We start from the raw sequence: 24,496 nt of genomic DNA, 5'->3' as shown, positions 1-24,496 counted from the left end.
GTGTCCGCCCCGTCCAACACCAGGAAGTAGGTGGTCATCGCGGCGAGTCCACTGACGAGCCCTGCGGGCACGGCCAGCCGCAGCGTTCGCGCCACAAACCCCGGCCGGGCCCGCTCCGTGGTGGGCGCCAGCGCGAGGAAGAACGAGGGGATTCCGAACGTGACGGCGTTGATGAGCGTGGCGTGGCGGGGGAAGAACGGGTAGGCGACCGCCAGCAGGCTCACCACGGTCGCCATCGTCATCGAATACACGGTTTTGGTGAGGAACAGGTTGGCGACCCGTTCAATGTTCCCGATCACCCGCCGCCCTTCCGCGACCACGTGCGGCAGGGTCGCAAACCGGTCGTCCAGCAGCACGATCTGCGCGACCGACCGAGCCGCGGGACTCCCCGACCCCATGGCCACCCCGATGTCGGCTTCTTTGAGCGCGAGCACGTCGTTGACCCCGTCCCCGGTCATGGCCACGGTGTGGCCATGCTGCTGGAGCGCCGCCACCATGGACCGCTTCTGCTCCGGGGACACCCGGCCGAACACGGTCGCTTTCTCCACCTTCTCCGCGAAATCTGCGTCCTGCGGGGCGAGGTCGCGGGCGTCCACCGGCTGGTCTGCGCCGGGCAACCCCAGAGTGTGGGCGACCGCGGCCACGGAGGCCGCGTTGTCCCCGGAGACCACTTTGACCGCCACATCCTGGCGGGCGAAGTAGTCGAGGGTCGGCGCCGAGTCGGGCCGCACCCGCTGCTCGAGCACGACCAGGGCCATCGGGGTCACCTGGTGAGGGCCGTCTACGGCTGCGTCGGCCCGTCCCAGCAGCAGCACTCGCAGGCCCTGCGCCGCCGTCCGGGCAGCGGCCGCCACCGCTGGCGAGTCGGCGTCCGCCAGCACTTCAGGCGCACCCAGCACCCAATGCTGCTTCCCTTGCGGCGTCGTGAAACTCGCCCCGCTCCACCGGCGTGCCGAGGAGAACGGCCGTACCGCGGCCACCGGCCAGTCCGGGGGCGTGCCGCAGGAGTCGCGGATCGCGGCCATGCTCGGATTGGGGTGCGGGTCGGCCGCGGCAAGCGCGGCGAGCACCTCGGTCAACGCGTCCGCGTCCGCGGCAGCGTCCAACGGCCGTACTTCCGCCAGCCGCATCCCCGCCTCGGTGAGCGTGCCGGTCTTGTCGGTGCAGACGACGTCCACCCGGGCCAGCCCTTCGATCGCGGGCAGCTCCTGCACCAGGCAGCGCCGCCGTCCCAGCCGGATCACCCCCACCGCGAAAGCGATGCTGATCAGCAGCACCAGCCCTTCCGGGACCATCGACACCAGCGCGGCCACCGTGCCGCGCAACGCATCCGCGAACGGCCCGGAAATAGTGCCGCCCGCCGAGACTTCCGCGGTGACGTGCGCATCCAAGAACAACTGGCTGTACAGCAGCAGACCGCCGATAGGGAACAGCAGCCAGGTGATGAACCGCAGGATCCGGTCCACCCCGGAGCGGAGCTCCGAACGGACCAGGGAGAACCGGGACGCCTCCTCCGTGATCCGGGCCGCGTATGCGTCACGGCCCACCCGAGTGGCCCGGAACCGGCCGCTGCCCGCCACAACGAAACTGCCTGACAGGATCGGGTCGCCGGGCTGTTTGAGGACCGGGTCCGCTTCCCCGGTCAGCAGCGACTCGTCCACTTCCAGACCGGAGGCGGACACCACAACCCCGTCCACCACGGCCTGGTCCCCGGACCCCAGCTCGATCACATCGTCGAGCACCACCTCCTGGGGGCGCACCTCCACCGCTACCCCGTCGCGGACCACCCGCGGCCGGGCCGCATTGATGATCGCCAACGAGTCCAGGGTCTTTTTCGCGCGCAGCTCCTGGACGATGCCGACCAGGGTGTTGATCACGATGACGAGGGCAAACAGCCCGTCTTGGACCGGCCCGATGACCGCGATCACTCCGAACAGCACCGCCACCATCGCGTTGATCCGCGTGAAGACGTTGGCCCGGATGATCTGCCCGACGGTGCGGCTGGCCCGCACCGGAACATCGTTGCCTAGTCCGGCAGCCAGCCGCTGCGCGGCCTGCGCAGAGGTCAATCCGACGTCAGAAGCCTCCGGCAGCGCCGCCTGCCCGTCCTGCTGGACCATCGACCACCATCCCGTCCCATACTGGAAGAAAGCGTGCTGCGACAATCGGAGCCGCGGCGCGCAGCCAGAGCCTACGGGAGACGCTGACGGTGCGCGTTCGCTCCCGTTGCCCGGTGACACTGAGGAGCAGTCCCAATGTGTACCGCCATTGTGGGATTCGATCCCACCGCTCCCGTCCCGATTGTGCTGGCCGCCCTCCGCGACGAAATGGTGGACCGCCCGTTTGACCGGCCAGGACAGCACTGGCCGCAGTGGCCGCACCTCATCGGTGGTCGCGACGCCCAGGCCGGCGGCACCTGGCTGGCGGTTGCACCCCCTGAGTCGGCAACGCCGCGCGTGGCCGCAATACTCAACGGGCGGGTGGAGAAACTCACCGCTACGGGACGGCGGCCCGTGTTCGACTCCACCGTGCCTCCGGGAGTGACCCGCCGCAGCCGGGGCGAGCTTCCGCTGCGGGCCGCCGCCACGGGCACCCTGGGCCTGGGCCGGGACGAGCTGCGGGCCTTCGACCCGTTCCACCTCGTCATCGCCGATCCCGAGCAAGCCGCCCTGGTGAGCTGGGACGGCTCCGACCTGACCGAGGAGAAACTCGCGCCCGGCGTGACCGTCGTCGTCAACACCGGGCTGGACGCCACCGCGCCGCGCGCCGCCCAGCACGGTCCACGGTTCGCTGCAACCCGGCCTGCCCCGTCCGAGGACGTGCTGCGCACCTCGTCGGACATCCGCGAGATCTGGGGGGACTGGGTGCGCCTGCTGGACGAAGCCGCTGCGGATACCGCCCACTCCGCAAGCGGGGGAGGGGACGACAGAACCTCCCTGGTCGCCCGGCTCGAACTGCCGGACGGCCGCGTGTGGGCCACCAATTCGGTCACCCTGCTGGCCCTCACCCCCACCGTGCTGCGCTACGCCTTCACCGACACCCCCGGCGATCCCGCAGCTTGGTCGCTCATCCGCTAAGCCGACCGGTAAACCTCACTCCGGTCGCATACGTCCGTAACAGTGACCTGACCGGAAATACGGCAGCCGGAGCCGTCCGCGGCCGAGAAGGTGAGGTGCACCGTGGACAAACCGTGGGTATGGGAGAACGCCGCCTACTGGCTGCTGTACGTGGTGGCGCTAGGGGCGGTGCTGTGGCACTGGGCACACGGCAACCCGGTACTGGCAGGACTGTGCCTGATCGGGGTCGCGCTGAGCATGCGGTTCATCACCCAGTCCGCACGTCGGGAGGATGCTGTCGGACCGCCCAGGCCGTGAGGAAGCAGACCGGGGAAAGCAGCCGTCCCGCCTACCGGGCCGCTAGGGGCGGCAGATAACCTCATGGTCATGCGTTCCTGGCCTGCGCCCACAGTCGTCGCCCTGCCGGACCACGGCGGGCCGCTCAGTGTCCACGACACCGTCACCGGCTCCCGCCGCACCATCACCCCGGGGGCCACCGCGCGGATGTACGTCTGCGGGATCACCCCCTACGACGCCGCCCATCTAGGCCACGCCTTCACCTACCTCACCTTCGACCTGGTCAACCGGGTGTGGCGGGATGCCGGACACACGGTCGACTACGTGCAGAACATCACCGACATCGACGACCCGCTGCTGGAGCGGGCCGCAGCCACTGGACAGGATTGGCAAGAGCTCGCCGCGCGGGAGATCCAAGTCTTCCGTGAGGACATGGCGGCGCTGCGTATCCTGCCGCCCCGCGCCTTCCTCGGAGTCGTCGAGTCGATGGACCTCATCGCCGACTTCGTGGCCCGCCTCCGCGCGCAAGGGGTCACCTATGAAGTCGACGGCGACATCTACTTCTCCGCTGCCGACGCCCCCGGCTTCGGTAGCCTCTCCCAGCTGGACCGCACCGCCATGCTGGAGCTCTTCGCCGAACGCGGCGGCGACCCGGGTCGCGCGGGCAAGAAAGACCCGCTGGACTGGCTGCTGTGGCGGGCGGAACGCCCCGGCGAACCCGCCTGGGACACTCCGCTGGGCCGCGGACGTCCCGGCTGGCACGTGGAGTGCAGCGCGATCTCCGTGCACGAACTCGGCATGGGCTTCGACCTCAACGGCGGCGGCGACGACCTGATCTTCCCGCACCACGAGATGGGAGCCGCCGAAGCCTGCTGTGCCACGGGCAGCCGCCCCCAGGCCCGCCACTACCTCCACGTGGCCATGGTCGGCCTGGACGGCGAGAAGATGTCCAAGTCGCGGGGCAACCTGGTGTTCGTCTCCCAGCTCCGCAAGGCGGGCACTGACCCGATGGCGATCCGCCTGGCCCTGCTGGCCCACCACTACCGCACGGCCTGGGAGTGGACCGACGCCGACTTGCGCACCGCTGAGCAGCGGCTGGAGCGCTGGCGGGCCGCCGCCGCAGTGGAGAACGCCCCCGACGCCCGGCCGCTCCTGGCCCGGGTGCGCAGCGCCCTCGCCGACGACTTGGACACGGCCACCGCGCTGGCCGCGGTCGACGAGTGGGCGGACGCAGCCCTGAGCGGCAGCGGAGACGATCCGGACGCGCCCGCGCTCATGCGCACCACCGTCGACACCCTGCTCGGAGTGGCCCTCGACCGCTGAGTCCGGTGGGCCGGGACAGTGTCCCGGCCCACCGTTGGCGCCCGCACCAGCCGCAGGAAACCGAAAGCACAGCGCGAAACGTCGTTGCGCACCGTTATAGTTCGCTCGTCTTTGTACGAGAGAACAACGCCCCAGCGGCTGGAAAGGGCGGACCGTGACCGAACGCGCGTTCCAAGTAGACCTGCGGGGGTGGTCGATCTCCTCAGTCGACACCTATACTCCAGTCCCCGCGTCTACCTGCGCGAACTGCTGCAGAACGGTGTCGACGCCGTGACCGCGCGGCGCGCCGAAGAGCCGGACGCCCCCGCCCGGATCCACATCGAGACCCCCGAACACACCGGTGAAGGCAGCCTGCGGGTCCACGACACCGGGGTGGGCCTGACCGAACCGCAGATCCACGAACTCCTCGCCACTATCGGCCGGTCCAGCAAACGCGACGAGCTCGGCTACGCCCGCCACGAATTCCTCGGCCAGTTCGGAATCGGGCTGCTCTCCGGATTCCTCGTCGCCGACGAGATCGAAGTGCTGACCCGCTCCATGCACGGCGGCCCCACGATCCGCTGGGTCGGCTACTCCGACGGACGCTACCTGGTCGAGGAAGCCGAAGAAGAACGCAACGAAGTCGGCACCACCGTCATCCTGCGGCCCCGCCGCGACGCTGAGGAATGGTTCGCCGCCTCCACTGTCGCGAACCTCGCCCGCCACTACGGCGCATTCCTCCCCGTGGAACTCCGAGTCGGGGACACCCTTGTCACGGAAGGGGAACCGCCGTGGCGCCGGACCTACCCGACCCCGGTGCGCCGCCGCGCCGCGCTCGCCGACTACTGCCAGGCAGTGTTCGGTTTTGCACCGCTGGACGTGATCGACCTGGAAGCGGCCGCGGCCGGGTTGCGGGGAGTAGCGTTCGTGCTCCCGCACGCGGCCAACCCCACGGTGCGCGCCGCCCACCGGGTCTACCTCAAACGCATGCTGCTCGCCGACAACGTCACCGACCTGCTGCCCGAGTGGGCGTTTTTTGTGCGCTGCGTCGTCGACGCCGAAGAACTGCGTCCCACCGCCAACCGCGAAGCCCTCTACGACGACGACCTGCTCGGGCAGGTCTGCGACACACTAGGGGAGCAGATCCGCGACTGGCTGCTCACCCTCGCCCACAGCAGACCGGAAGAGCTCCGCCGCTTCCTGCAGCTCCACCACGTCGGTGTGAAAGCGCTGGCCGCGCACGACGACACCATGCTGGACCTGGTGTACCGCTGGCTGGACTTCGAAACCAGTTCCGGAACGATGCCCCTGGCAGAGTTCACCCGACGCCACTCCGAAGTCCGTTACACGTCCGACATCGACGAGTTCCGCAGCCTGTCCGCGGTCGCCGCCGCCCAAGGCGTGGGTCTCGTCAACGCGGGCTACGTCTACGACACCGAGATCATCTCCCGCCTCAGCGACCGGCAGGGCGCCGCTCTGCTCCGCCCACTGGACCCCGGCGAGCTCACCACCCGCTTCGGCAGGCTGCCGTCAGAAACCGAATTGCGGCTCCGCGACTTCCTCCACGTCGCGGAACGCGCCCTCGACTCCCTCGGCTGCACGGTACTGCTCCGCAGCTACGCCCCCGCTTCCCTGCCCGCGCTGTACCTGACCAGCCGGGCCGCGGAACACCGCAGAGAACTCGCCGAATCCCGGGCCGAGGCCGACCCGCTCTGGGCCGACGTGCTCGGCGCCCTCGAACCCGCCCTCGCCGCCGACCAGAACCGTCTCGTGCTCAACCATGCCAACCCCCTGACCCGGCGGATCACCACCCTCACCGACCCCGACCTGATCACCGTGGCAGTCCAGGCCCTCTACGGCCAAGCCCTGTTGCAGGGCCGCCACCCGCTGCGCCCGGCCGACAGCGCAGTCCTCAACCGGTCGTTCCTCGGATTGCTGGACTGGGCTGCCCCCACAGAATCCGAGGAGTAGAGAGCAGTGACCGAGCTGAACTGGCGCACCCTCACCCAGCAGTCACTAGCCCTGCCCTACGGCAGGGCCCGCACCACCGGCCTGGAGAAAGCCCTGGATCTGGCCATCCGCGGCGGCGCCACCGAAGAAGACGTGTTCCACCTGCGGATGTCCCTCACCGAGGCGTACAAGTACGGGGGCGAGCCGGCGCGGGCGATGACAACCTTCACCCGCTGCCTCACCGCCTTCGACGCGGACCCCGCCCGCTACGGCCCCGAAGCGCACCACCGGCTGCTGTGGCAGTTCAAGTGGATCATCGCCGCACTGACCGATTTTCCGGAGATCCCGCTCGACCGCACCTATGCGCTGCTCGACGATATGGAGCGCCGCTACCGGGAAAGCGGCTACAGCCTGCACCCCGTCCACGGCCTGCGCTGCCAGGTGGCCCGCCACATCGGCGACGTGGCGACCGCGGACGCCGAGTTCGAACGGTGGCGCACCGCCCCCCAGGACGAAAGCTCCGACTGTGCGGGCTGCGTCCCCACGGCTATGGCCTTCCATCTGGCGTGGCGGGGAGCCCACGCGGAGGCGATCGCCATCGCCGAACCGGTACTCTCCGGGGAACTCACCTGTGTCGAACAGCCGCAAGGCATCCTGAGTGCCCTCATCGAGCCCTACCTGCGCACCGGCCGCTACGAGGCGGCAGTCGACGCCCATCGCCGCACCTACCGGGTGCACCGACGCTATGAGACGCGCTACCTCTTCTCCCTCGGCACCCACCTGTTCTTCTGCGCCGTAACCGGGAACCACGCGCGGGGCCTGGAACTCCTGGAACGGCACCTGGGCGCGTTGGACGCACCCCCCAGCCCGATGGACGCCATGGAGTTCGCGGCCTCTGCCGCGCTACTGCTGGACCGGCTCGCCGCATGCGGGCACGGCGACCTCACCGTGCGCCGTCCCGCGCACCAGGACCGCCCCGCCGCGGAGCTCCGCGTCACCGAACTGCGCGACCAGATGCGGGACCACGCCTTGGCGCTCGCCGCCCGGTTCGACGCGCGCAACGGCACCACCGCGCAGAGCACGAGGATCCGCGACCGCCTTGCCGCCGAACCGGTCGTGGCGGAACTCCTGCTGACCGAGTACGCACCACGCCCCCGCCCCGCCGCAGCCTCACCGGAGCCGCTGCCTGAACCGCTCGCCGACACCTGGCAGGACCTCCTCGACCAGGCTGAGCAGTGGCGCCGCACCTGGCGCAAGGAACAGGCCCGGGCTGCCTGGCGCCGTTTCGACGAGCTCACCGTCGGCGTCGAACTGCCGTCCTGGGCCCGGGGCCGACGCGCGGAAGCCGAAGGATGGTTCCACGACATGGACGGGGACCACGCAGCAGCCGTCGAGCACTACCGGGCCGCTGCCGACCACTACGCTGCCGCACAGCTCGACGCCGACCGGCACCGGGTCCTCAGCCTGCTCGGCCAGTCCCTGGCCGAGGACGGGAACAGGACTGAAGGGCTGGCCCTCCTGCAGCAGGCGGTCGCCTACCTGGACGAGCACGGCACCCCCACCCAGCGGGTGGGCGCCCGCATCCGGCTCGCCGCGCACCTGATGTTCCGCGGTGAGCTTGCCCACGCCCGAAAGCTGCTGGAAGAGAGCGGCTACCCCGACGCTGACGCGACCGCGCGGGCCCAGGTGCTGCTGCTCCTCGCCACCATCAGTGCCGCAACACACGCCCCGTTCCCCGAACAGGAGGCCCTGCTCGCCCAGGCCAGGAGAGAAGCCCGGGACAGCGGAAGCCCGCGCCTGGTCGTCGAGGCCGCATGCCGCCACGCCCAGTTGCTGCGCGCGAGCGGCCAGGACGCGTGGGACGCTGCCTGGCAGGCGCTAGAGGAAGCCGAAGCCCACCTGATCCCCGACCTTCCTCCCGGAGCGGAGACCAGTGTGCTGCTCACCCGCGGCCAGTGGCTGTGCGAAGACCAGGAGTACGAGCAGGCCGCGGTTGTCTTGGCGGAAGCAGTCGCCCAGGCCACCGCGCTCGGGATCGCTCCGATGGCCGCGCACGCCAAGGTGCTGCTGGCCCGCGCCTACCACGCCATCGAACGCTACTTCGAGGCTGCGGAAGCCGCTGAGGAGATCCTGGCAGCAGAACAGCATCTCGTTTCCGTCGACCGCAAAGCAGTGCGGGAAATCCTCGCCCGCTCCCTTGGTGAACTCGGGGAACTGGAGGACGCCCTGGCCCGCTGGGACGAGATCATCGCTATGGAGGACGACCCGGCGCAGACCGCGGTCCTCCACGTGGAAGCTGCCCGCGTGCTGAGCCGGATGGGCCGCCACGCGGAGGCAGCCGAACGCCACGCCGCCACCGCCGTGCTGTGGGAGGAACTCGACGAGCCGTACCAGGTCTACGAGCAGCACTACTGCCGGGCGGTCGCGCTGCTCCTCGCCCACCGGGTTGCGGACGCGCACACCGCCCACCAGCAGGCCGAGCAGTGGCTGAAACGGGCGGAGGCCCACCCCGAACTGCGCATCCCTGCCGAGCACCTGAAAAACCAGCGTGGCTTACTGCACCACAGTAAGGCCCGCATCATGGCGGCTGAGGGCTTGCTCACCGCAGCGGTGGCCGAAGCCGAAAAGGCGTACGCCCTGTTTCGCGAAGTCGACGAACAGAGGGCAGCCGAATACCTGAAATTCCTGGCGAGAATGCGGGAAGCCGCCGACGAAGCAGAAGACGCGCGGTAGGGTGCGGGGGCGGGAAAACGGTCCGTCCACAAAAGGGTGAAGTCAGCGGAAACGTCAACGCTTGGTGTCAATCCGTGATGTGATGGAGCAATGGCAACCCCCGAGACTCTGAGCGCCGCGGCCACGCTCATCCGCGACTTCGTCACCACCGGTGACTCTTTGGCCGGCCGGGCAGATCTCGCCCGGTTCCTGCGTGACCACCGGCTGATCCCGGAGAGCGCCATTCCGATCACCCTTGCCGACTTCGACGAAGCGCTCGCCCTGCGCGACGGGCTGCGCGCCCAACTGCGGGCAGCGGCAGGGGAGAGCGCCGACGCCGAAGCGATCGCCCGCGCCCAGCGGGTATTGGACGGCTTGCGGGTCACGGTACGGATCAACCCCGGCGAGGCAGCGCTGTCTCCGCTGGCCCCCGCCGTGGTCGACGAGGTCCGCCGGGGCCTGGCCCGGATCGCCGGTGCCTGGGCCGCGGTCCTCGCCACCGGAGAATGGCGACGGATCAGCGTGGACTGAACCGCACACAGACACGCCGGTGGCCCGCCCCGGCCGGGACGGGCCACCGGCAGCTGTACCGCAGCGGCTAGGATCCGCCGCGCCGTCGCCGCAAGTAACGTTCGAATTCACGGGCAATAGCCTCCCCGGAGGCTTCGGGGAGTTCCGCCGCGTCTTTGGCCTCCTCGAGGCTGCGCACATAGTCCGCGATATCGGTGTCCTGGGCGGCGAGCTCGTCCACTCCGCGCTCCCAGGCCCGGGCGTTCTCCGGCAGTTCCCCCAGCCGGACCGTCAAATCCAAGGTGTCCTCCACCCGGCGGACCAACGCCAGCGTCGCCTTAGGGCTGGGCGGCTGGGACACATAGTGGGGGACCGCCGCCCACAGGGAGATCGTTTCCAGACCGGCAGCGCTGAAAATGTCGTGCAGCACGCCGACAATTCCGGTTGGTCCCTCGTAGGTGGCCGGCTCCAGACTCGCTGAGGTGGCTAGTTCGGGGTGGGAGAACATGCCCGTGACCGGTACGGGTCGCGTGTGCGGTACGTCGGCGAGCAGCGCGCCCAAGAGGACCACGCGTCGCACACCCAACTCCCGGGCGATCGACAACAGGTCGCTGGCAAACCCACGCCAACGCATGCTGGGCTCGTCACCTCGCACCAGGACCACGTCTCGCCCTTCGGGAGAACGGGTCAGCAGCACTTTCACCCCGGGCCAGTGGATTCCCTGGTGGGCACCGTTGACTGCGGTGACCTGAGGCCGGGTGACCTGGAAGTCGTAGTACTCCTCAGAGTCCAGGGAGACCAGCTCGGTAGCCCCCCAGACATCGGTCAGGTGGTCGATCACGGCGCTGGCCGCCTCACCGGCGTCATTCCAGCCCTCGAACGCGGCCACCATCACGGGCTCGACCAGCTCCGAGACGCTGTCGAGCTCAGGCACAGGCCGCCTCCTTCAATCATCGGGGTCATGGGTACCGGATCACTATCGATCCGCACCGCTGTTGTGTCCACCATATGTTCAAACAGGACTGCGCCGTAGAGGCGAAACCGAACAAAACGCCGAATCGCTGCCCAGGATTCCAGGTTTGTCGACGTTGTGGAGCGTGCCACACCCTGAGTTCCGCGGTCCGTAATTGTCCGACGAAAAGGCACAACCACGGTGCGCTATCGTCAAAGCACCCGGGGGGTGGCGTAGGCAGTAGCGTCCCACGGGGCTGCCCCAACCGTCCTCGCGGCCCGCTCAGCGGGCCGTACGTCCGTCAACAGCGAAGCCAAAGGTCGGTCTATGAGCGCTCGACTCTCCTTCCGTGAAGTCCTCGGTTCCCGCGTCCTCGTCGCCGACGGGGCGATGGGAACGATGCTTCAGACATACGACCTGAGCATGGACGACTTCGAGGGACACGAGGGGTGTAACGAGGTCCTCAACATCACCCGGCCCGACGTGGTCCGGGAGATCCACGAGGCCTACCTGCAGGCCGGCGTCGACTGTGTCGAAACCAACACGTTCGGCGCGAACTTCGGAAACCTCGGCGAATACGGCATCGCGGAACGCACCTACGAACTGGCTGAAGCCGGTGCCCGCCTGGCCCGCGAAGCCGCCGACGCGTACACCACTGCCGATCACGTCCGCTACGTCCTCGGCTCTATGGGGCCCGGGACGAAGCTGCCCACCCTTGGCCACGCCCCGTACGCTGTGCTGCGCGACCACTACGAACAGTGCGCACGCGGGCTCATTGACGGCGGTGTCGACGCGATCGTGATCGAAACCTGCCAGGACTTGCTGCAGGCGAAAGCCGCGATCGTGGGGGCACGGCGGGCCCGCAAGGCCGCGGGTACCGACACGCCGATCATCGTCCAGGTGACGATTGAAACCACGGGGACCATGCTGGTGGGCTCCGAGATCGGTGCGGCACTGACCTCGCTGGAACCGCTAGGGGTCGACATGATCGGCCTCAACTGCGCTACCGGTCCAGCAGAGATGAGCGAGCACCTGCGCTACCTCTCCCACCACTCCCGCATCCCCCTCTCCTGCATGCCGAACGCGGGCCTGCCTGAGCTGGGGGCGGACGGGGCCGTCTACCCGCTGCAGCCGCATGAGCTCACCGAAGCACACGACACGTTCATCCGCGAGTTTGGCCTGGCCCTGGTGGGCGGCTGCTGCGGCACCACCCCTGAGCACCTCGCCCAAGTGGTGGAGCGGGTGCAGGGACGCGGCGTGCCGGACCGCAAACCGCACGTCGAACCCGCCGCCGCCTCTATCTACCAGAGCGTCCCGTTCCGCCAGGACACCAGCTACCTGGCGATCGGGGAACGCACCAACGCCAACGGCTCCAAGGCGTTCCGCGAAGCCATGCTCGCGGAACGCTACGACGACTGTGTGGAGATCGCCCGCCAGCAGATCCGCGACGGCGCGCACATGCTCGACCTGTGCGTCGACTATGTGGGACGCGACGGGGTGCGCGATATGCGGGAGCTGGCTTCCCGGCTGGCCACCGCCTCCACGCTGCCGCTCGTACTGGACTCCACCGAAGTAGCGGTACTGGAAGCTGGACTGGAGATGCTGGGCGGGCGCGCCGTGCTCAACTCGGTCAACTACGAGGACGGCGACGGCCCTGACTCCCGGTTCGCCAAGGTCGCCGCGCTGGCGGTGGAGCACGGGGCGGCCCTCATGGCGCTGACCATCGACGAGCAGGGGCAGGCGCGGACCGCGGAACGGAAAGTGGAGGTCGCCGAGCGGCTCATCCGGCAGCTCACCACCGAGTACGGCATCCGCAAGCACGACATCATCGTGGACTGCCTGACCTTCACGATCGCAACCGGACAGGAGGAGTCGCGGCGCGACGCTCTGGAAACCATCGAGGCGATCCGTGAACTGAAGCGGCGCCACCCGGACGTGCAGACCACGCTGGGCGTGTCCAACGTCTCCTTCGGGCTCAACCCGGCTGCCCGCATTGTGCTCAACTCGGTGTTCCTCCACGAGTGCGTCCAGGCCGGCTTGGACTCCGCGATCGTGCACGCCTCCAAGATCCTGCCGATCAACCGCATCCCCGAGGAGCAGCGGCAGGTGGCGTTGGACATGATCTACGACCGCCGCACCGATGACTACGACCCGCTGCAACGCTTCCTGCAGCTTTTCGAAGGAGTGGACGCGCAGGCGATGCGCGCCTCGCGCGAGGAAGAGCTGGCCGCGCTGCCGCTGTGGGAGCGCCTGGAGCGCCGTATCGTCGACGGGGAAGCCGCCGGCATGGAAGCGGACCTGGACGAAGCGCTCACCCAGCGGTCCGCGCTGGACATCATCAACACCACGCTGCTGGCGGGGATGAAGACCGTCGGCGACCTGTTCGGCTCCGGGCAGATGCAGCTCCCGTTCGTGCTGAAGTCGGCCGAGGTGATGAAGGCCGCCGTGGCCTATCTGGAGCCGCACATGGAGAAGGTGGACGGCGACCTCGGCAAGGGGCGGATCGTGCTGGCCACGGTCAAGGGCGACGTCCACGACATCGGCAAGAACCTTGTGGACATCATCCTGTCCAACAACGGCTACGAGGTCATCAACCTGGGGATCAAGCAGCCCATCTCCGCGATTCTGGAGGCGGCCGAGCGGCACCGCGCCGACGTGATCGGCATGTCCGGCCTGCTGGTGAAGTCCACGGTGGTGATGCGGGAGAACCTGGAGGAGATGAACGCCCGCGGGGTCGCTGACCGCTACCCGGTCCTGCTGGGCGGTGCCGCGTTGACCCGCTCCTATGTGGAACAGGACCTCGCCGAGATTTTCAAAGGCGAGGTGCGCTATGCCCGCGACGCTTTTGAAGGCTTGAAGCTCATGGACGCCATCATGGCGGTCAAACGCGGGGTGAAGGGGGCTAAGCTGCCGCCGCTGCGCACCCGCCGGGTGAAGCGGGGCGCACAGCTTACCGTCACCGAGCCGGAGAAGATGCCGACGCGCAGCGACGTGGCCACCGACAACCCGGTGCCGACCCCGCCGTTCTGGGGGGACCGCATCTGCAAGGGGATTCCGCTCGCCGACTACGCGGCTTTCCTGGATGAGCGCGCCACGTTCATGGGCCAGTGGGGGCTGCGCGGCTCCCGCGGCGACGGCCCCACCTACGAGGAGCTGGTGGAGACGGAGGGGCGGCCGCGGCTGCGCATGTGGCTGGACCGGATCCAGACCGAGGGGTGGCTGGAGCCGGCGGTCGTCTACGGCTACTACCGCTGCTACAGCGAAGGCAACGACCTGGTCGTCCTCGGTGAGGACGAAAACGAGCTGACCCGGTTCACGTTCCCGCGGCAGCGCCGCGACCGGCACCTGTGCCTGGCTGACTTCTTCCGCCCCAAGGAGTCCGGGGAACTGGACACGGTGGCGTTCCAGGTCGTCACCGTCGGTTCGACGATCAGCAAGGCGACCGCGGAGCTGTTCGAGAAGAACGCGTACCGGGACTACTTGGAGCTCCACGGGCTGTCCGTGCAGTTGACGGAGGCACTCGCGGAGTACTGGCACACCCGGGTCCGCGCCGAGCTGGGCTTCGCCGGGGAGGATCCCGACCCGGCCGATTTGGACGCCTACTTTAAGCTCGGCTATCGAGGCGCCCGTTTCTCCCTGGGGTACGGGGCCTGCCCCAACTTGGAGGACCGCGCCAAGATCGTGGCCCTGCTGCGTCCGGAACGGGTTGGGGTGACGTTGTCCGAGGAGTTCCAGCTTGTTCCCGAACAGTCCACTGACGCGATCGTTGTCCATCACCCCGAGGCGAAATACTTCAACGTATGACCGCTGAGCAGCAACTTCCGCAGGCGGTGCTGTTCGATATGGACGGCACGCTGATCGACACCGAGCCGCTGTGGATCGCCACGGAGGCCGAGGTCGCCGCCGAACTCGGCTGTACCACGTGGACGGTCGAGGACCAGCGGCGCTGCTTGGGGAGCTCCGCGGCGATGGTGGCCTCCTACATCGCTGAGCGCTCGGGGACGTCGGTTCCGCAGAGTGAGATCGTCACCATGCTGTACACGTCGGTGGCGCGGCGGATGGCCGACAGTCCCCCCGTGCAGCCGGGCGCTAAGGAGCTGCTCAGCGAACTGGATGCCCTGGGGGTGCCGATGGCGCTGGTCACTTCCACGTACCGGTCGCTGCTGGGCACGGCACTGCGCGGTCTGGGGGAGCACTATTTCGCGGCGACGGTGGCCGGGGACGAAGTGTCCCAGGCCAAGCCGCACCCGGAGCCTTATCTCACGGCGGCACGCCTGCTGGGTGTGGATCCGCGCCGCTGTGTGGCGGTGGAGGATTCGCCCGCTGGCGTGGCTGCGGCCCAAGCCGCAGGGTGTGTCGTGGTCGCGGTGCCGCATGTGGCTCCGATCGAGGAGGCGGAGCGGCGGTATGTGGTCTCTTCCCTGACGGAGATCAGCGTGGACTGGCTACGACAAGTGGTCAACTCGTGACGCTGAACGGTCAGCAAAAACCTGGCGTTGTCGGGAAAAATCCGCTTAAGCGGCGTCCACTAGGGGAGAAACCCGATGTGGAGACAGCGTTCGCGGAGCGAGACTAGGGACCATGCCGACACAGATGCCGTTTGAAGGTCTGCTGCTAGGCGCCGCGCTCACCGTGGTGGGGCTGATCATCTCCTGGGTGGTGTGGCGCCGCAAGGGTGCTTCAGCAGGGCTGCGTGCTGTGGCGTGGTCGTTGCTGCCGCTGGCGTTCGGGCTGATCGGGTTGATGGGGCTGCTGGCGTCGCTGGCCGGCCAGTTGGTGCGGTTCTTCGGTGGGCTCGTGTTCGACCCGCTGGCGTGGGCCGGCGTGGTGGTGGCCGGTGTCGCGGTGGTGTTGTGGACCATCGGCCGCCTGCTGCGGGGACGTTCCAGACCGGCCGCACCCGCAGAGCAGCCCGCGTCCACTCAAGGCCGTCCGGCGAGCCCGGCGGTGGGGAAGGGCTCGCAAGGCCCCCGGTCCAGTGCGGGGGTGGACGACGAGTTCGCTGAAATCGAGGAGCTGCTGCGCAAGCGGGGGATTACGTAGGTTCCCCCTTCTGCTCACAGTGTTGAGGGCCTCGCCCGGCACGGGCGGGGCCCTGTTGTGTGTCCGCGGACCGGTGCGGGGGAGTACGAGTGCCGCACCGCCGTCAATACAACTTTGCGTTATTGTTTCAATTCTTTACGTAACATCAAAGATGAATGACAGTTGAGTAGTGCTCGTATCACGATTCTGGTACTCCGGGGTGATTTGGACGTTTTGCTGATTACCAGGGAGTATTTTTGGCGAAGTGTGTCGTAAGACGCACCAGAATTCCCGCTACTGTTCGGACTGTTGTGTCGAACGGTCACCATGAGTGGTCTTCTGGTGACGTCGACGTCTGCCTCGCTGGACAGGGGCCCAGAGGCACACGACACTGCGACATCCGGGACAACAGCCCGGCCTGATCCACGGCCACAAGCGCGAGAAGTGGGGGAAGGTGCATGACCGCGCCGTTGGACGCGCCTGAATCGGCGCAGCACGCCGAACCCGAGGCCATCGCCCAAGGGCGGCGTGACATCGCGAGTCGCTCCCTCACCCAGATCGCCTGGCGGAGGCTACGCCAAGACCGGGTCGCTCTGGGCGGAGGCATCGTCGTTCTCCTGCTGATCCTGGTCGCGATCTTCGCGCCGCTGCTCACCCACTGGTTCGGACATCCGCCCAACCAGTTCCACCAAGACCTCATCGACCCGGCCACCCAGGGCGTCCTCAAAAACCCCAACGACCCGTGGAGCGGGATCGACCCGACCGGCGGCATGAGCAAAGAACACCTGCTCGGCGTGGAACCGGTCAACGGGCGTGACCTGTTCAGCCGGATCGTCTACGGGGCGCGCATCTCCCTGCTCGTCGCCTTCCTGTCCACCCTGCTGTGCGTCACCATCGGCACCGTGCTCGGCATCCTCGCCGGCTACCTCGGCGGCTGGGTGGACACCGTGATCAGCCGCGCCATGGACATCTTCCTCGCCTTCCCGCTGCTGCTGTTCGCGATCGCCCTGGCCGGTGTCATCCCCGACGAAGCGTTCGGTCTCAGCGACAACGCCCTCCGCATCGCCGTGCTCGTGTTCATCATCGGCTTCTTCAGCTGGCCCTACATCGGCCGGATCGTGCGAGGGCAGACCCTCAGCCTGCGCGAACGCGAATTCGTGGAAGCAGCCCGCTCCATGGGCGCAGGTACCGGGCACATCATCTTCCGCGAAATCCTGCCCAACCTGGTGGCGCCGATCCTCGTCTACGCGACCCTGCTGATCCCCACCAACATCCTCTTCGAAGCGGCCCTGTCCTTCCTCGGCGTCGGTGTCAACCCGCCCACCCCCACCTGGGGCCACATGCTCTCCGAATCCCTCGACTACTACGCGGTCGCCCCCCACTTCGTGATCATCCCCGGACTTGCGATCTTCATCACGGTCCTCGCGTTCAACCTCTTCGGTGACGGGCTCCGTGATGCCTTCGACCCCAGGTCCACAGACTGACGCGTTCGCCCCGGCGACTACGCGCACCCGCACGGCGGGGTCTCCCGCCTATCCGCAGTGAGAAAGGGAAGTCAGTGAACAAACGTGTCATGGGATTCGCCGCACTGAGTGCGGCGGCCGCCCTCATGCTCACCGCTTGCGGCGGTGACAGCGGCAGCAGCGGGGGCGGCAGCGGCAACGGTGCCGGCTTCGACAAGGGCAGCACCGAAATCGTCAACCCCTCCGACGCCAAGGGCGGTACCCTGCGGTTCGCGATCTCCGCCAACATGGAGAGCACCGACCCGGGCAACACCTACTACGGCTACGTGTGGAACTTCAGCCGCTACTACGCCCGCACACTCCTCACCTATGCGGCTGCCCCGGGCGAGGCGGGAACCGAGCTGGTCCCCGACCTGGCCGCAGACATGCCCGAGGTCAGCGACGACGGCACCGAGTGGACCGTCAAGCTCAAGGAAGGCCTCAAGTACGAGGACGGCACCGAGATCGTCGCCGAGCACATCAAGTACGCGATCGCGCGCAGCAACTTCGGCGACCAGGCGCTGCCCAACGGCCCCAAGTACTTCCAGCAGCTCCTCGACGAGGACGACTACGACGGCCCCTACGGCGGCGGTGACCCGCTGGAAGGCTTCGACGCGATCGAAACCCCGGACGACTACACCCTCGTCTTCCACCTCAAGGAACCGTTCTCGGATTTCCTCTACGTCCTCGCGCAGCCGCAGACCGCTCCGGTGCCGCCCGAGGCCGACAAGGGCGAGCAGTACCAGACCCGCGTGGTCTCCTCCGGCCCCTACAAGTTCGAAGACGACTACACCCCCGGCAACGGCCTGGTCCTGGTCCGCAACGAAGAGTGGGACCCGGACAGTGACCCGATCCGCACCGCACTGCCCGACCGGATCACCGTTGAGGAAGGCGTCGACCAGAACGAGATCGACCAGCGCCTCGTCAACGGAGAGCTCGACGTGGACCTGGCCGGCACCGGCCTGGGCCCGGCGATGAAGGGCAAGCTCGTCGCCGACGAGGAGGCGCGCGCCAACATCGACAACCCGACCACCGGCGCCCACTTCTACGTCAACATCAACACCAAGGTCGAGCCGCTGGACAACCTCGCCTGCCGCCAGGCCATCCAGTACGCGGTCGGCCGCGAAGGCATCCAGCGCGCCTACGGCGGTGAACTGGGCGGTGAAATCGCCACCCAGGTGCTGCCCCCGGACATCCCCGGTGCCGACCCCTCCTACGACCCCTACGACGCGGCTTCCGGCAAGCCCAACGTGGAGAAGGCCAAGGAGAAGCTGGAAGAGTGCGGCCACCCCGACGGCTTCGCAGTCAACATCGGCGTCCGCTCCGACCGTCCCGCTGAAGTCGACGCGGTCGAGGCGATCCAGCAGGACCTGGCCCAGGTCGGCATCGAGGCCAAGGTCAAGGGCTACCCGTCGGACACCTACACCAACACCCAGGCCGGCTCGCCTGACTTCGTCGCCGAGAACAAGCTCGGCCTGACCTACTACGGCTGGATGGCGGACTGGCCCTCCGGCTACGGCTTCATGAGCTCCATCCTGGACGGCGACGCTATCAAGCAGGCGGGTAACTCCAACATCGCCGAACTGGACGACCCGGAGATCAACAAGCTGTTCGACGAGGTCGTCAGCGTCGAGGACCCGGAAGAGCAGGCCGCGATCTACGCCGAGATCGACCGGCTGACCATGGAGAACGCCGCCATCCTCACCGGCGTCTTCCAGAAGTCCGTGATCTACCGGCCCGACAACCTGACCAACGTCTTCTTCAACCCGAGCTGGCACATGTACGACTACATGACGCTCGGCACCACCGAAACCGAGTAGTCGCCACGCTCGACCAGTATCGGGAAGGCAGGTGAAGGCGCTGGCCTGGGCCGAACAGCCACGGTTCGCCCAGGCCAGCGCCGACCGCAATGCTGAGATACATCCTCCGGCGCCTGGGCGCGAGTGTGATCCTGCTCCTCGTCGTGACCCTGATGACGTTCGTCATCTTCTACGTGGTGCCACGACTCGCCGGGCGGACCACTGAACAACTCGCCACCATGTACGTGGGCCGCGCCCCCACCGAAGCCGCCATCCAAGCCACCATCAAACGGCTGAACCTGGACCAGCCGCTGATCATCCAGTTCTGGGAGTTCATCAAAGGCATCGTCCTCGGAGCCGACTACACCTTCGGCAACGACGTCGTGCACTGCGCGGCCCCCTGCTTCGGCTACTCCTTCCAGACCTACCAGGAGGTCTTCCCCGCCATCCTCGAGCGGCTGCCGATCACGTTCTCCCTCGGCCTGGGCGCCGCGGTGCTCTGGCTGGTCGGCGGGGTCGCCGTCGGCGTCATCTCAGCCGTCAAAAAAGGCAGCATCTTCGACCGGATCTCCATGGGCCTGGCCCTGGGCGCAGTCTCCCTCCCCATCTTCTTCACCGGCCAGCTCGCCTTGGCCTTCCTCGTGCACGACTGGGGCCTGTTCCCCAACGCCCGGTACACGCCGTTCACCGAAGACCCCATCGCCTGGGCCTCCGGACTGCTGCTGCCGTGGCTGACCCTGGCGTTCCTGCACGCCGCACAGTATGCGCGCCAGACCCGCGCCGGCATGCTGGAAACCATGGGAGAGGACTACATCCGCACCGCCCGAGCCAAAGGCCTCAAAGAAAGCCGTGTCATCCTCAAACACGGCCTGCGCCCCACGCTCACCCCGATCCTGACCATCTTCGGTCTGGACATCGGACTGGTGCTCGGCGGCGCAGTACTCACCGAACAGGTGTACTCGCTCAACGGCATTGGACGGTTCGCGGTCACCGCGATCGTGCAGAGCGACCTGCCGGTCATCCTCGGCGTCACCCTGTTCGGCGCGTTCTTCATCGTCCTGTGCAACCTGGCCGTGGACCTGCTCTACCCCCTGGTCGACCCCAGGGTGCGTACGGCCCGCTGACCTCGACCATGACCCACCGCCCTACCCGCCACGGCGGGGGACACCCAAGCAAGGAAGACAGGCAATGAGCACTCCGGAAACCGGAAGCCAAGGCAATGGGCTTCCCGTTGTCTCCGTGCGCGACCTTTCCATCACCTTCTCCACTGACGACGGCGACGTCCACGCCGTCCAGAACCTGTCCTTCGAAGTCGCCGAAGGTGAAGCGCTAGGCATCGTGGGCGAGTCCGGTTCCGGTAAGAGCGTCACCTCCCTGGCGCTGATGGGCTTGCACCGCGGCACCCGGGCACAGCTCTCCGGGGAGATCCGCGTCGCTGGAATCGACGTGGTCACCGCCAGCGACCAGGAGATCCGCGCGATGCGCGGCAACGACATCGCCATGGTCTTCCAAGACCCGATGTCCTCCCTGCACCCGCAGTACACCATCGGGAACCAGATCATCGAGGCCTACCTCACCCACCGCCCCACAGCGAGCCGGGCTGAGGCACGGCGGCGCGCCATCGACGTGCTTGACCGGGTCGGCATCCCCGAACCGGCGAAACGCATCAACTCCTATCCGCACGAATTCTCCGGCGGGATGCGGCAGCGCGTCCTCATTGCCATGGGCCTGGTGTGCGAACCGAAAGTGCTGCTCGCCGACGAGCCCACCACGGCCCTGGACGTCACCGTGCAAGCGCAGATCCTCGACCTTCTCGACGAGCTGCGCCGCGACCTGCGCATGGCGCTCATCCTCGTCAGCCACGACCTGGCCGTGGTCGCTGGATCAGTCGACAACGTCCTCGTCATGCGCAAAGGCGTGGCAGTGGAACGCGGCGACGTGCGTCAGGTGCTCAACTCTCCGAGCCACCCCTACACCCAGCAACTGCTCGCCGCCGTGCCCCGGATCGAGATCTCCCGGGCCCAGCGCCGTGCCCAACTGCGTGCCGAACGCGAAGGGAAAACCACCCCGGCCGCCGCGGAAACGCCTGCGCCGAGCCAGCGCAGCACCGATGAGGAGCCGCTGCTGAGCGTGCGCAACGTGCGCCAGCGGTTCCGTATCCGCGGCGGCCTCTTCGGCGGCGCCACCGACTTCTACGCGGTCGACGGCGTCTCCTTCGACCTGTACCGCGGCGAAACCCTGGGCATTGTCGGCGAGTCCGGTTCCGGTAAAAGCACCCTGTCCCGCATGATCATGCGGCTGTTGGAGCCCACCGAAGGCACCATCCTCTTCCAAGGCCGGGACATCACCCACCTGCCGGAACGCAAGATGCGCCCGCTGCGCCGCGACATCCAGATGGTCTTCCAAAACCCCTACTCGTCCCTCAACCCCCGGATGACCATCGGCGACAGCATCGGCGCACCCCTGCGCATCCAAGGGGAACGCGACGACAAACTGATCCGCACCCGCGTCCAGGAACTGCTGGAACGGGTCGGACTCGAACCGTCCCACTACAACCGCTTCCCGCACGCCTTCTCCGGTGGGCAGCGCCAGCGCATCGCCATCGCCCGGGCCCTGATCCTCCGCCCCCAACTGGTGATCTGCGACGAACCGGTCTCCGCGCTGGACGTCTCCACCCAAGACCAGGTGCTGCGGCTGCTCGCGGAACTGCAAGAAGACTTCAACCTGACGTTGATCTTCGTGGCACACGACCTGGCCGTGGTCCGCCAGATCAGCGACCGCGTCCTCGTCATGCGCAAAGGCAAAGTCGTGGAGACCGGCGACAGCGACGAGGTGTACGAGAACCCGCAGCACCCCTACACCAAGCAGCTGCTGGCTGCCGCCCCCGTCCTCGACCCGGACGCGGCCCGCGCTCACCGCGCTGAACGCCGCCGGCTCCGCGCCGCGCAGCCGGACACCGACGTCGCCTGAACCGCAGACCAGGGGCAGCCGGCGGTTGAGCACTCCCCGGCACTCTGCCGCGACTGCCCCTGTCCCGGCTCCAGCAGGAAACTAGTAGCCTCCCCGGGTCCGGCGGGCCGCCTGCCGACCCCGGCGCCCCGCACCCACGAGACCGCCCCACGAGAAGGCCCGCACCAGCTCACCACCGAGGTTCACCCCCGCACCCAGAGCCAGGCCGACCGCGACCGCCTCACCGAGGCTCGCCACCCCGGCCAGCGGCTCCCCCGTGCTCATCTCGATCAGTCCCCGGTACAGGATGCTTCCCGGCAGCAGCGGAGCGATCGACGGAATGATGAAGGTGAGCGGAGGACGCCGGGTCCGCCGGGCCAGCCAGTGGCCGATCACCCCGACCACGACCGCGCCCGCCCCGGTCCCCACCACAGGCGGCACGGCGAGCAGTTCCCGCAGCCCCGCATAGCACACCCAGATCAGCACCCCCATCGCGCCGATCGGCAGCAGGGCCCGCACCGGCGCGACCAGGGACACCGCGAACGCGAGCGCCAAACCTGCCGCAGCTGCCAGCACGACCGGCTCCAGTGACGTCCCCGCCGACGGCAGATTGTCGAGGTCCACATAAAGCCCTAGCCGCACCGCGGTATAGGCGACCGCGCCAACCCCCGCGACGATCGCCCCCAACATGAAGAAGACCTCCAAGAGGCGGGCCGCCGCCGACACGTACGCGCCGCTGATCCCGTCTTGCAGGCTGGAGACCAGGGGACGCCCCGGTAGCAGCGCCACAATGCTCCCGGTGATCACCGCGTTCGCGCGAAGCCCCAACTCCAGCTCCTCGCTCACCCACAGCAGCGCCATGCCGGTGCTCGCCGCCAACAGCGCGGCCACCGCCATCTGGTAGAACTCGGCCACCCCGCGTCGAGCCAGCCAGCCCGCGGCCCGGTCCCCGAGCACGGTGGCGGCGAACGCCGTGGCCGCCACGATGATCCCACCGCCCACCATGACACTGGCGCTGCTGGCGATCAGCCCCAGCCCGGCCACGATCACCCAGCGGGGATAGTGCGGCCGGGAGCGTTTGATGGCGTGGAGCCGCGCGGTTGCGCGCTCCACGTCGAGCAGGCCCAACGCAGCGTCTTCCACCAGCGCGTGCAGCTCGTTGACCTTGTGGTAGTCGAGGGAGCGGCGGCGCACCACGCGCTCCCCGGTCACCGGGGGCTCATCCCCGCCGGGGTGGCACGACAGGGTGATGCCGGTGAACGTCACCGACACTTCGCTGCGGGGCAATTCGAACGCCACCGCCAGACTCAGCATCGCGTCGCTGACCGTCTCGGTGGCTTCCCCGCTGGCCAGCAGCAGTTCCCCTACCCGCAGGACGAGGTCCATGGCCCGCGGATCGGGACGCGGCGCTTCGTCTTCGAACTCTTCTGCTTCCAGGTCGAGCACGCCGCGGCTGGCACGCCAGTCCCGCAACCGGGTCAGCAGGGTGGGGGAGTGCGATGTGTCGGAACGCCGCGGTGCCTGGTTCATCCGGCGCTCACCTCCTCGGGAGGGACCCCTGCCCAACGGGACGCATGCTCCATCCGGGAATGACGCATCCAAACCTGGGACATAAGGGAGTGGGTGGGATACAAGGGGAAGAAACGGAAAGCTCATTGGGGGAGACGTTCCCCACGCCGCCGAAGTTGCCCCCACCCTGCACCGATCCGCCACCGGACCGTATGAGATCACTCACCCCGGGACGAGCGGCCGTCTCCCGCACCCTCCCCGGGAACCACCAGCCCGTGCTCGTAGGTGTACACCACGGCCTGCACCCGGTCCCGCAGCCCCAGCTTGGCGAGCACCCGGCCCACATGCGTTTTCACCGTCGTCTCGCCGAGCACGAGCTGCCGCGCGATCTCCGCGTTCGTCAGCCCCCGCCCCAACAGCCGCAGCACTTCCCGCTCCCGACGAGTCAACCGCGCCACCTCCGCGGCCGGGCCGCTGGCCTGCGGGGCAGCGGGGAGCGCCGCCAGCCGGTCCAACAGTCGAGCAGTCACCTGGGGACACAGCGCCGCGTTCCCCCGGGCGACTTCGCGGACCGCCCGCACCAGCTCCTCCGGGGACGAATCCCGCAACAGCAGACCGCGCGCCCCCGCCTGCAACACCTCGAAAGCCGTACCCTCTGCCGCGGACGAAGCCACGACGACAACCTGCACCGTCTGCCCCGAGTCCGCTGCCCACTGCCGCACCTCGCGGCTGAGCACGGCACCGCCCCCGCCCGGCAGCTCCGCATCAGCCACCACCACGTCCGGCAGCAACTGGCGGACCGCTGCGAGGGCCGTGCGAACCTCCGCGGCCTCACCTACCACGCTCGTCTGCGCATCCGACTCCACGATGAGCCGCAGCCCGGCACGGACCAGCGGCCGACCGTCGGCAAGCAGCACACGAACCGGCATCAGCCCA

Annotated in this window: 17 protein-coding genes; 13 read left to right on the top strand and 4 right to left on the bottom strand. The window is 68.2% G+C overall.

What is annotated here, in order from left to right; genetic code table 11:
- Positions 1-2,120, bottom strand: a 2,120-nt coding sequence (locus TF1_RS05470; protein WP_061783706.1) for an HAD-IC family P-type ATPase, incomplete at its 3' end; no start/stop codon positions are given.
- 135 nt (positions 2,121-2,255) lie between these two features.
- On the opposite strand from TF1_RS05470, the gene TF1_RS05465 reads away from it, so the two are divergent.
- The 6 genes from TF1_RS05465 to TF1_RS05440 all read left to right on the top strand — a co-directional run bounded on the left by TF1_RS05465 (position 2,256) and on the right by TF1_RS05440 (position 9,848).
- A complete protein-coding gene (locus tag TF1_RS05465) occupies positions 2,256-3,077 on the top strand; it encodes an NRDE family protein (RefSeq protein WP_061783705.1) in 822 nt (273 codons plus the stop codon).
- Between the two features lie 102 nt (positions 3,078-3,179).
- Entirely contained in the window at positions 3,180-3,374 is a 195-nt protein-coding gene (locus TF1_RS05460; protein WP_016188850.1) for a hypothetical protein, read from the top strand.
- Positions 3,375-3,437: 63 nt separating this feature from the next.
- Positions 3,438-4,676 carry a cysteine--1-D-myo-inosityl 2-amino-2-deoxy-alpha-D-glucopyranoside ligase gene (gene mshC / locus TF1_RS05455; protein WP_011292256.1) on the top strand — a complete coding sequence of 413 codons (1,239 nt, stop codon included), beginning with the start codon at positions 3,438-3,440 and terminating at the stop codon, positions 4,674-4,676.
- A gap of 189 nt (positions 4,677-4,865) precedes the next feature.
- Positions 4,866-6,626, top strand: coding sequence for an HSP90 family protein (locus TF1_RS05450; protein WP_255266145.1), 1,761 nt, complete (start codon positions 4,866-4,868; stop codon positions 6,624-6,626).
- Between the two features lie 6 nt (positions 6,627-6,632).
- Positions 6,633-9,338, top strand: coding sequence for a hypothetical protein (locus tag TF1_RS16460; RefSeq protein WP_255266144.1), 2,706 nt, complete (start codon positions 6,633-6,635; stop codon positions 9,336-9,338).
- A gap of 90 nt (positions 9,339-9,428) precedes the next feature.
- Positions 9,429-9,848, top strand: coding sequence for an ABATE domain-containing protein (locus tag TF1_RS05440; protein ID WP_011292251.1), 420 nt, complete (start codon positions 9,429-9,431; stop codon positions 9,846-9,848).
- Positions 9,849-9,915: 67 nt separating this feature from the next.
- Here the strand turns inward: TF1_RS05440 and TF1_RS05435 are convergent, their stop codons facing one another.
- Positions 9,916-10,761, bottom strand: a complete 846-nt coding sequence (locus TF1_RS05435) for a PAC2 family protein (protein ID WP_011292250.1) — start codon at positions 10,759-10,761, stop codon at positions 9,916-9,918.
- 345 nt (positions 10,762-11,106) lie between these two features.
- Between TF1_RS05435 and metH the strand changes: the two genes are divergently transcribed.
- The 7 genes from metH (at position 11,107) to TF1_RS05400 (ending at position 22,072) form a co-directional block, all read left to right on the top strand.
- Positions 11,107-14,583, top strand: a complete 3,477-nt coding sequence (gene metH, locus TF1_RS05430; RefSeq protein WP_082797693.1) for a methionine synthase — start codon at positions 11,107-11,109, stop codon at positions 14,581-14,583.
- Positions 14,580-15,248, top strand: coding sequence for an HAD family hydrolase (locus TF1_RS05425; RefSeq protein ID WP_016188844.1), 669 nt, complete (start codon positions 14,580-14,582; stop codon positions 15,246-15,248). Before metH ends, TF1_RS05425 begins: the two co-directional genes overlap by 4 nt.
- A gap of 112 nt (positions 15,249-15,360) precedes the next feature.
- Positions 15,361-15,822, top strand: coding sequence for a hypothetical protein (locus tag TF1_RS05420; RefSeq protein WP_011292247.1), 462 nt, complete (start codon positions 15,361-15,363; stop codon positions 15,820-15,822).
- 437 nt (positions 15,823-16,259) lie between these two features.
- Positions 16,260-17,285 (top strand): ABC transporter permease, encoded by a 1,026-nt coding sequence (locus tag TF1_RS05415; protein ID WP_011292246.1) that lies wholly within the window; start codon positions 16,260-16,262, stop codon positions 17,283-17,285.
- Positions 17,286-17,359: 74 nt separating this feature from the next.
- Positions 17,360-19,123 carry an ABC transporter substrate-binding protein gene (locus TF1_RS05410; RefSeq protein WP_016188843.1) on the top strand — a complete coding sequence of 588 codons (1,764 nt, stop codon included), beginning with the start codon at positions 17,360-17,362 and terminating at the stop codon, positions 19,121-19,123.
- 89 nt (positions 19,124-19,212) lie between these two features.
- The gene (locus TF1_RS05405; protein ID WP_011292244.1) at positions 19,213-20,226 is read left to right on the top strand and encodes an ABC transporter permease; all 1,014 of its coding nucleotides are present in this window, start codon (positions 19,213-19,215) and stop codon (positions 20,224-20,226) included.
- A 64-nt stretch (positions 20,227-20,290) separates the two neighbouring features.
- The gene (locus TF1_RS05400; RefSeq protein WP_061783704.1) at positions 20,291-22,072 is read left to right on the top strand and encodes an ABC transporter ATP-binding protein; all 1,782 of its coding nucleotides are present in this window, start codon (positions 20,291-20,293) and stop codon (positions 22,070-22,072) included.
- 81 nt (positions 22,073-22,153) lie between these two features.
- On the opposite strand, the gene TF1_RS05395 is transcribed toward TF1_RS05400, so the two are convergent.
- Together TF1_RS05395 and TF1_RS05390 are read right to left on the bottom strand one after the other, a co-directional pair.
- Complete coding sequence (locus TF1_RS05395; RefSeq protein WP_011292242.1) at positions 22,154-23,581, bottom strand: threonine/serine exporter family protein; 1,428 nt, start codon at positions 23,579-23,581, stop codon at positions 22,154-22,156.
- Positions 23,582-23,778: 197 nt separating this feature from the next.
- Complete coding sequence (locus tag TF1_RS05390) at positions 23,779-24,489, bottom strand: LuxR C-terminal-related transcriptional regulator (protein WP_061783703.1); 711 nt, start codon at positions 24,487-24,489, stop codon at positions 23,779-23,781.
- Positions 24,490-24,496 lie beyond the last annotated feature (7 nt).

The sequence above is a fragment of the Thermobifida fusca NBRC 14071 = JCM 3263 genome (genome assembly GCF_001592045.1).
Taxonomy (GTDB): Bacteria; Actinomycetota; Actinomycetes; order Streptosporangiales; family Streptosporangiaceae; genus Thermobifida; species Thermobifida fusca.
This window is presented reverse-complemented; position numbering and strand designations above follow the sequence as displayed.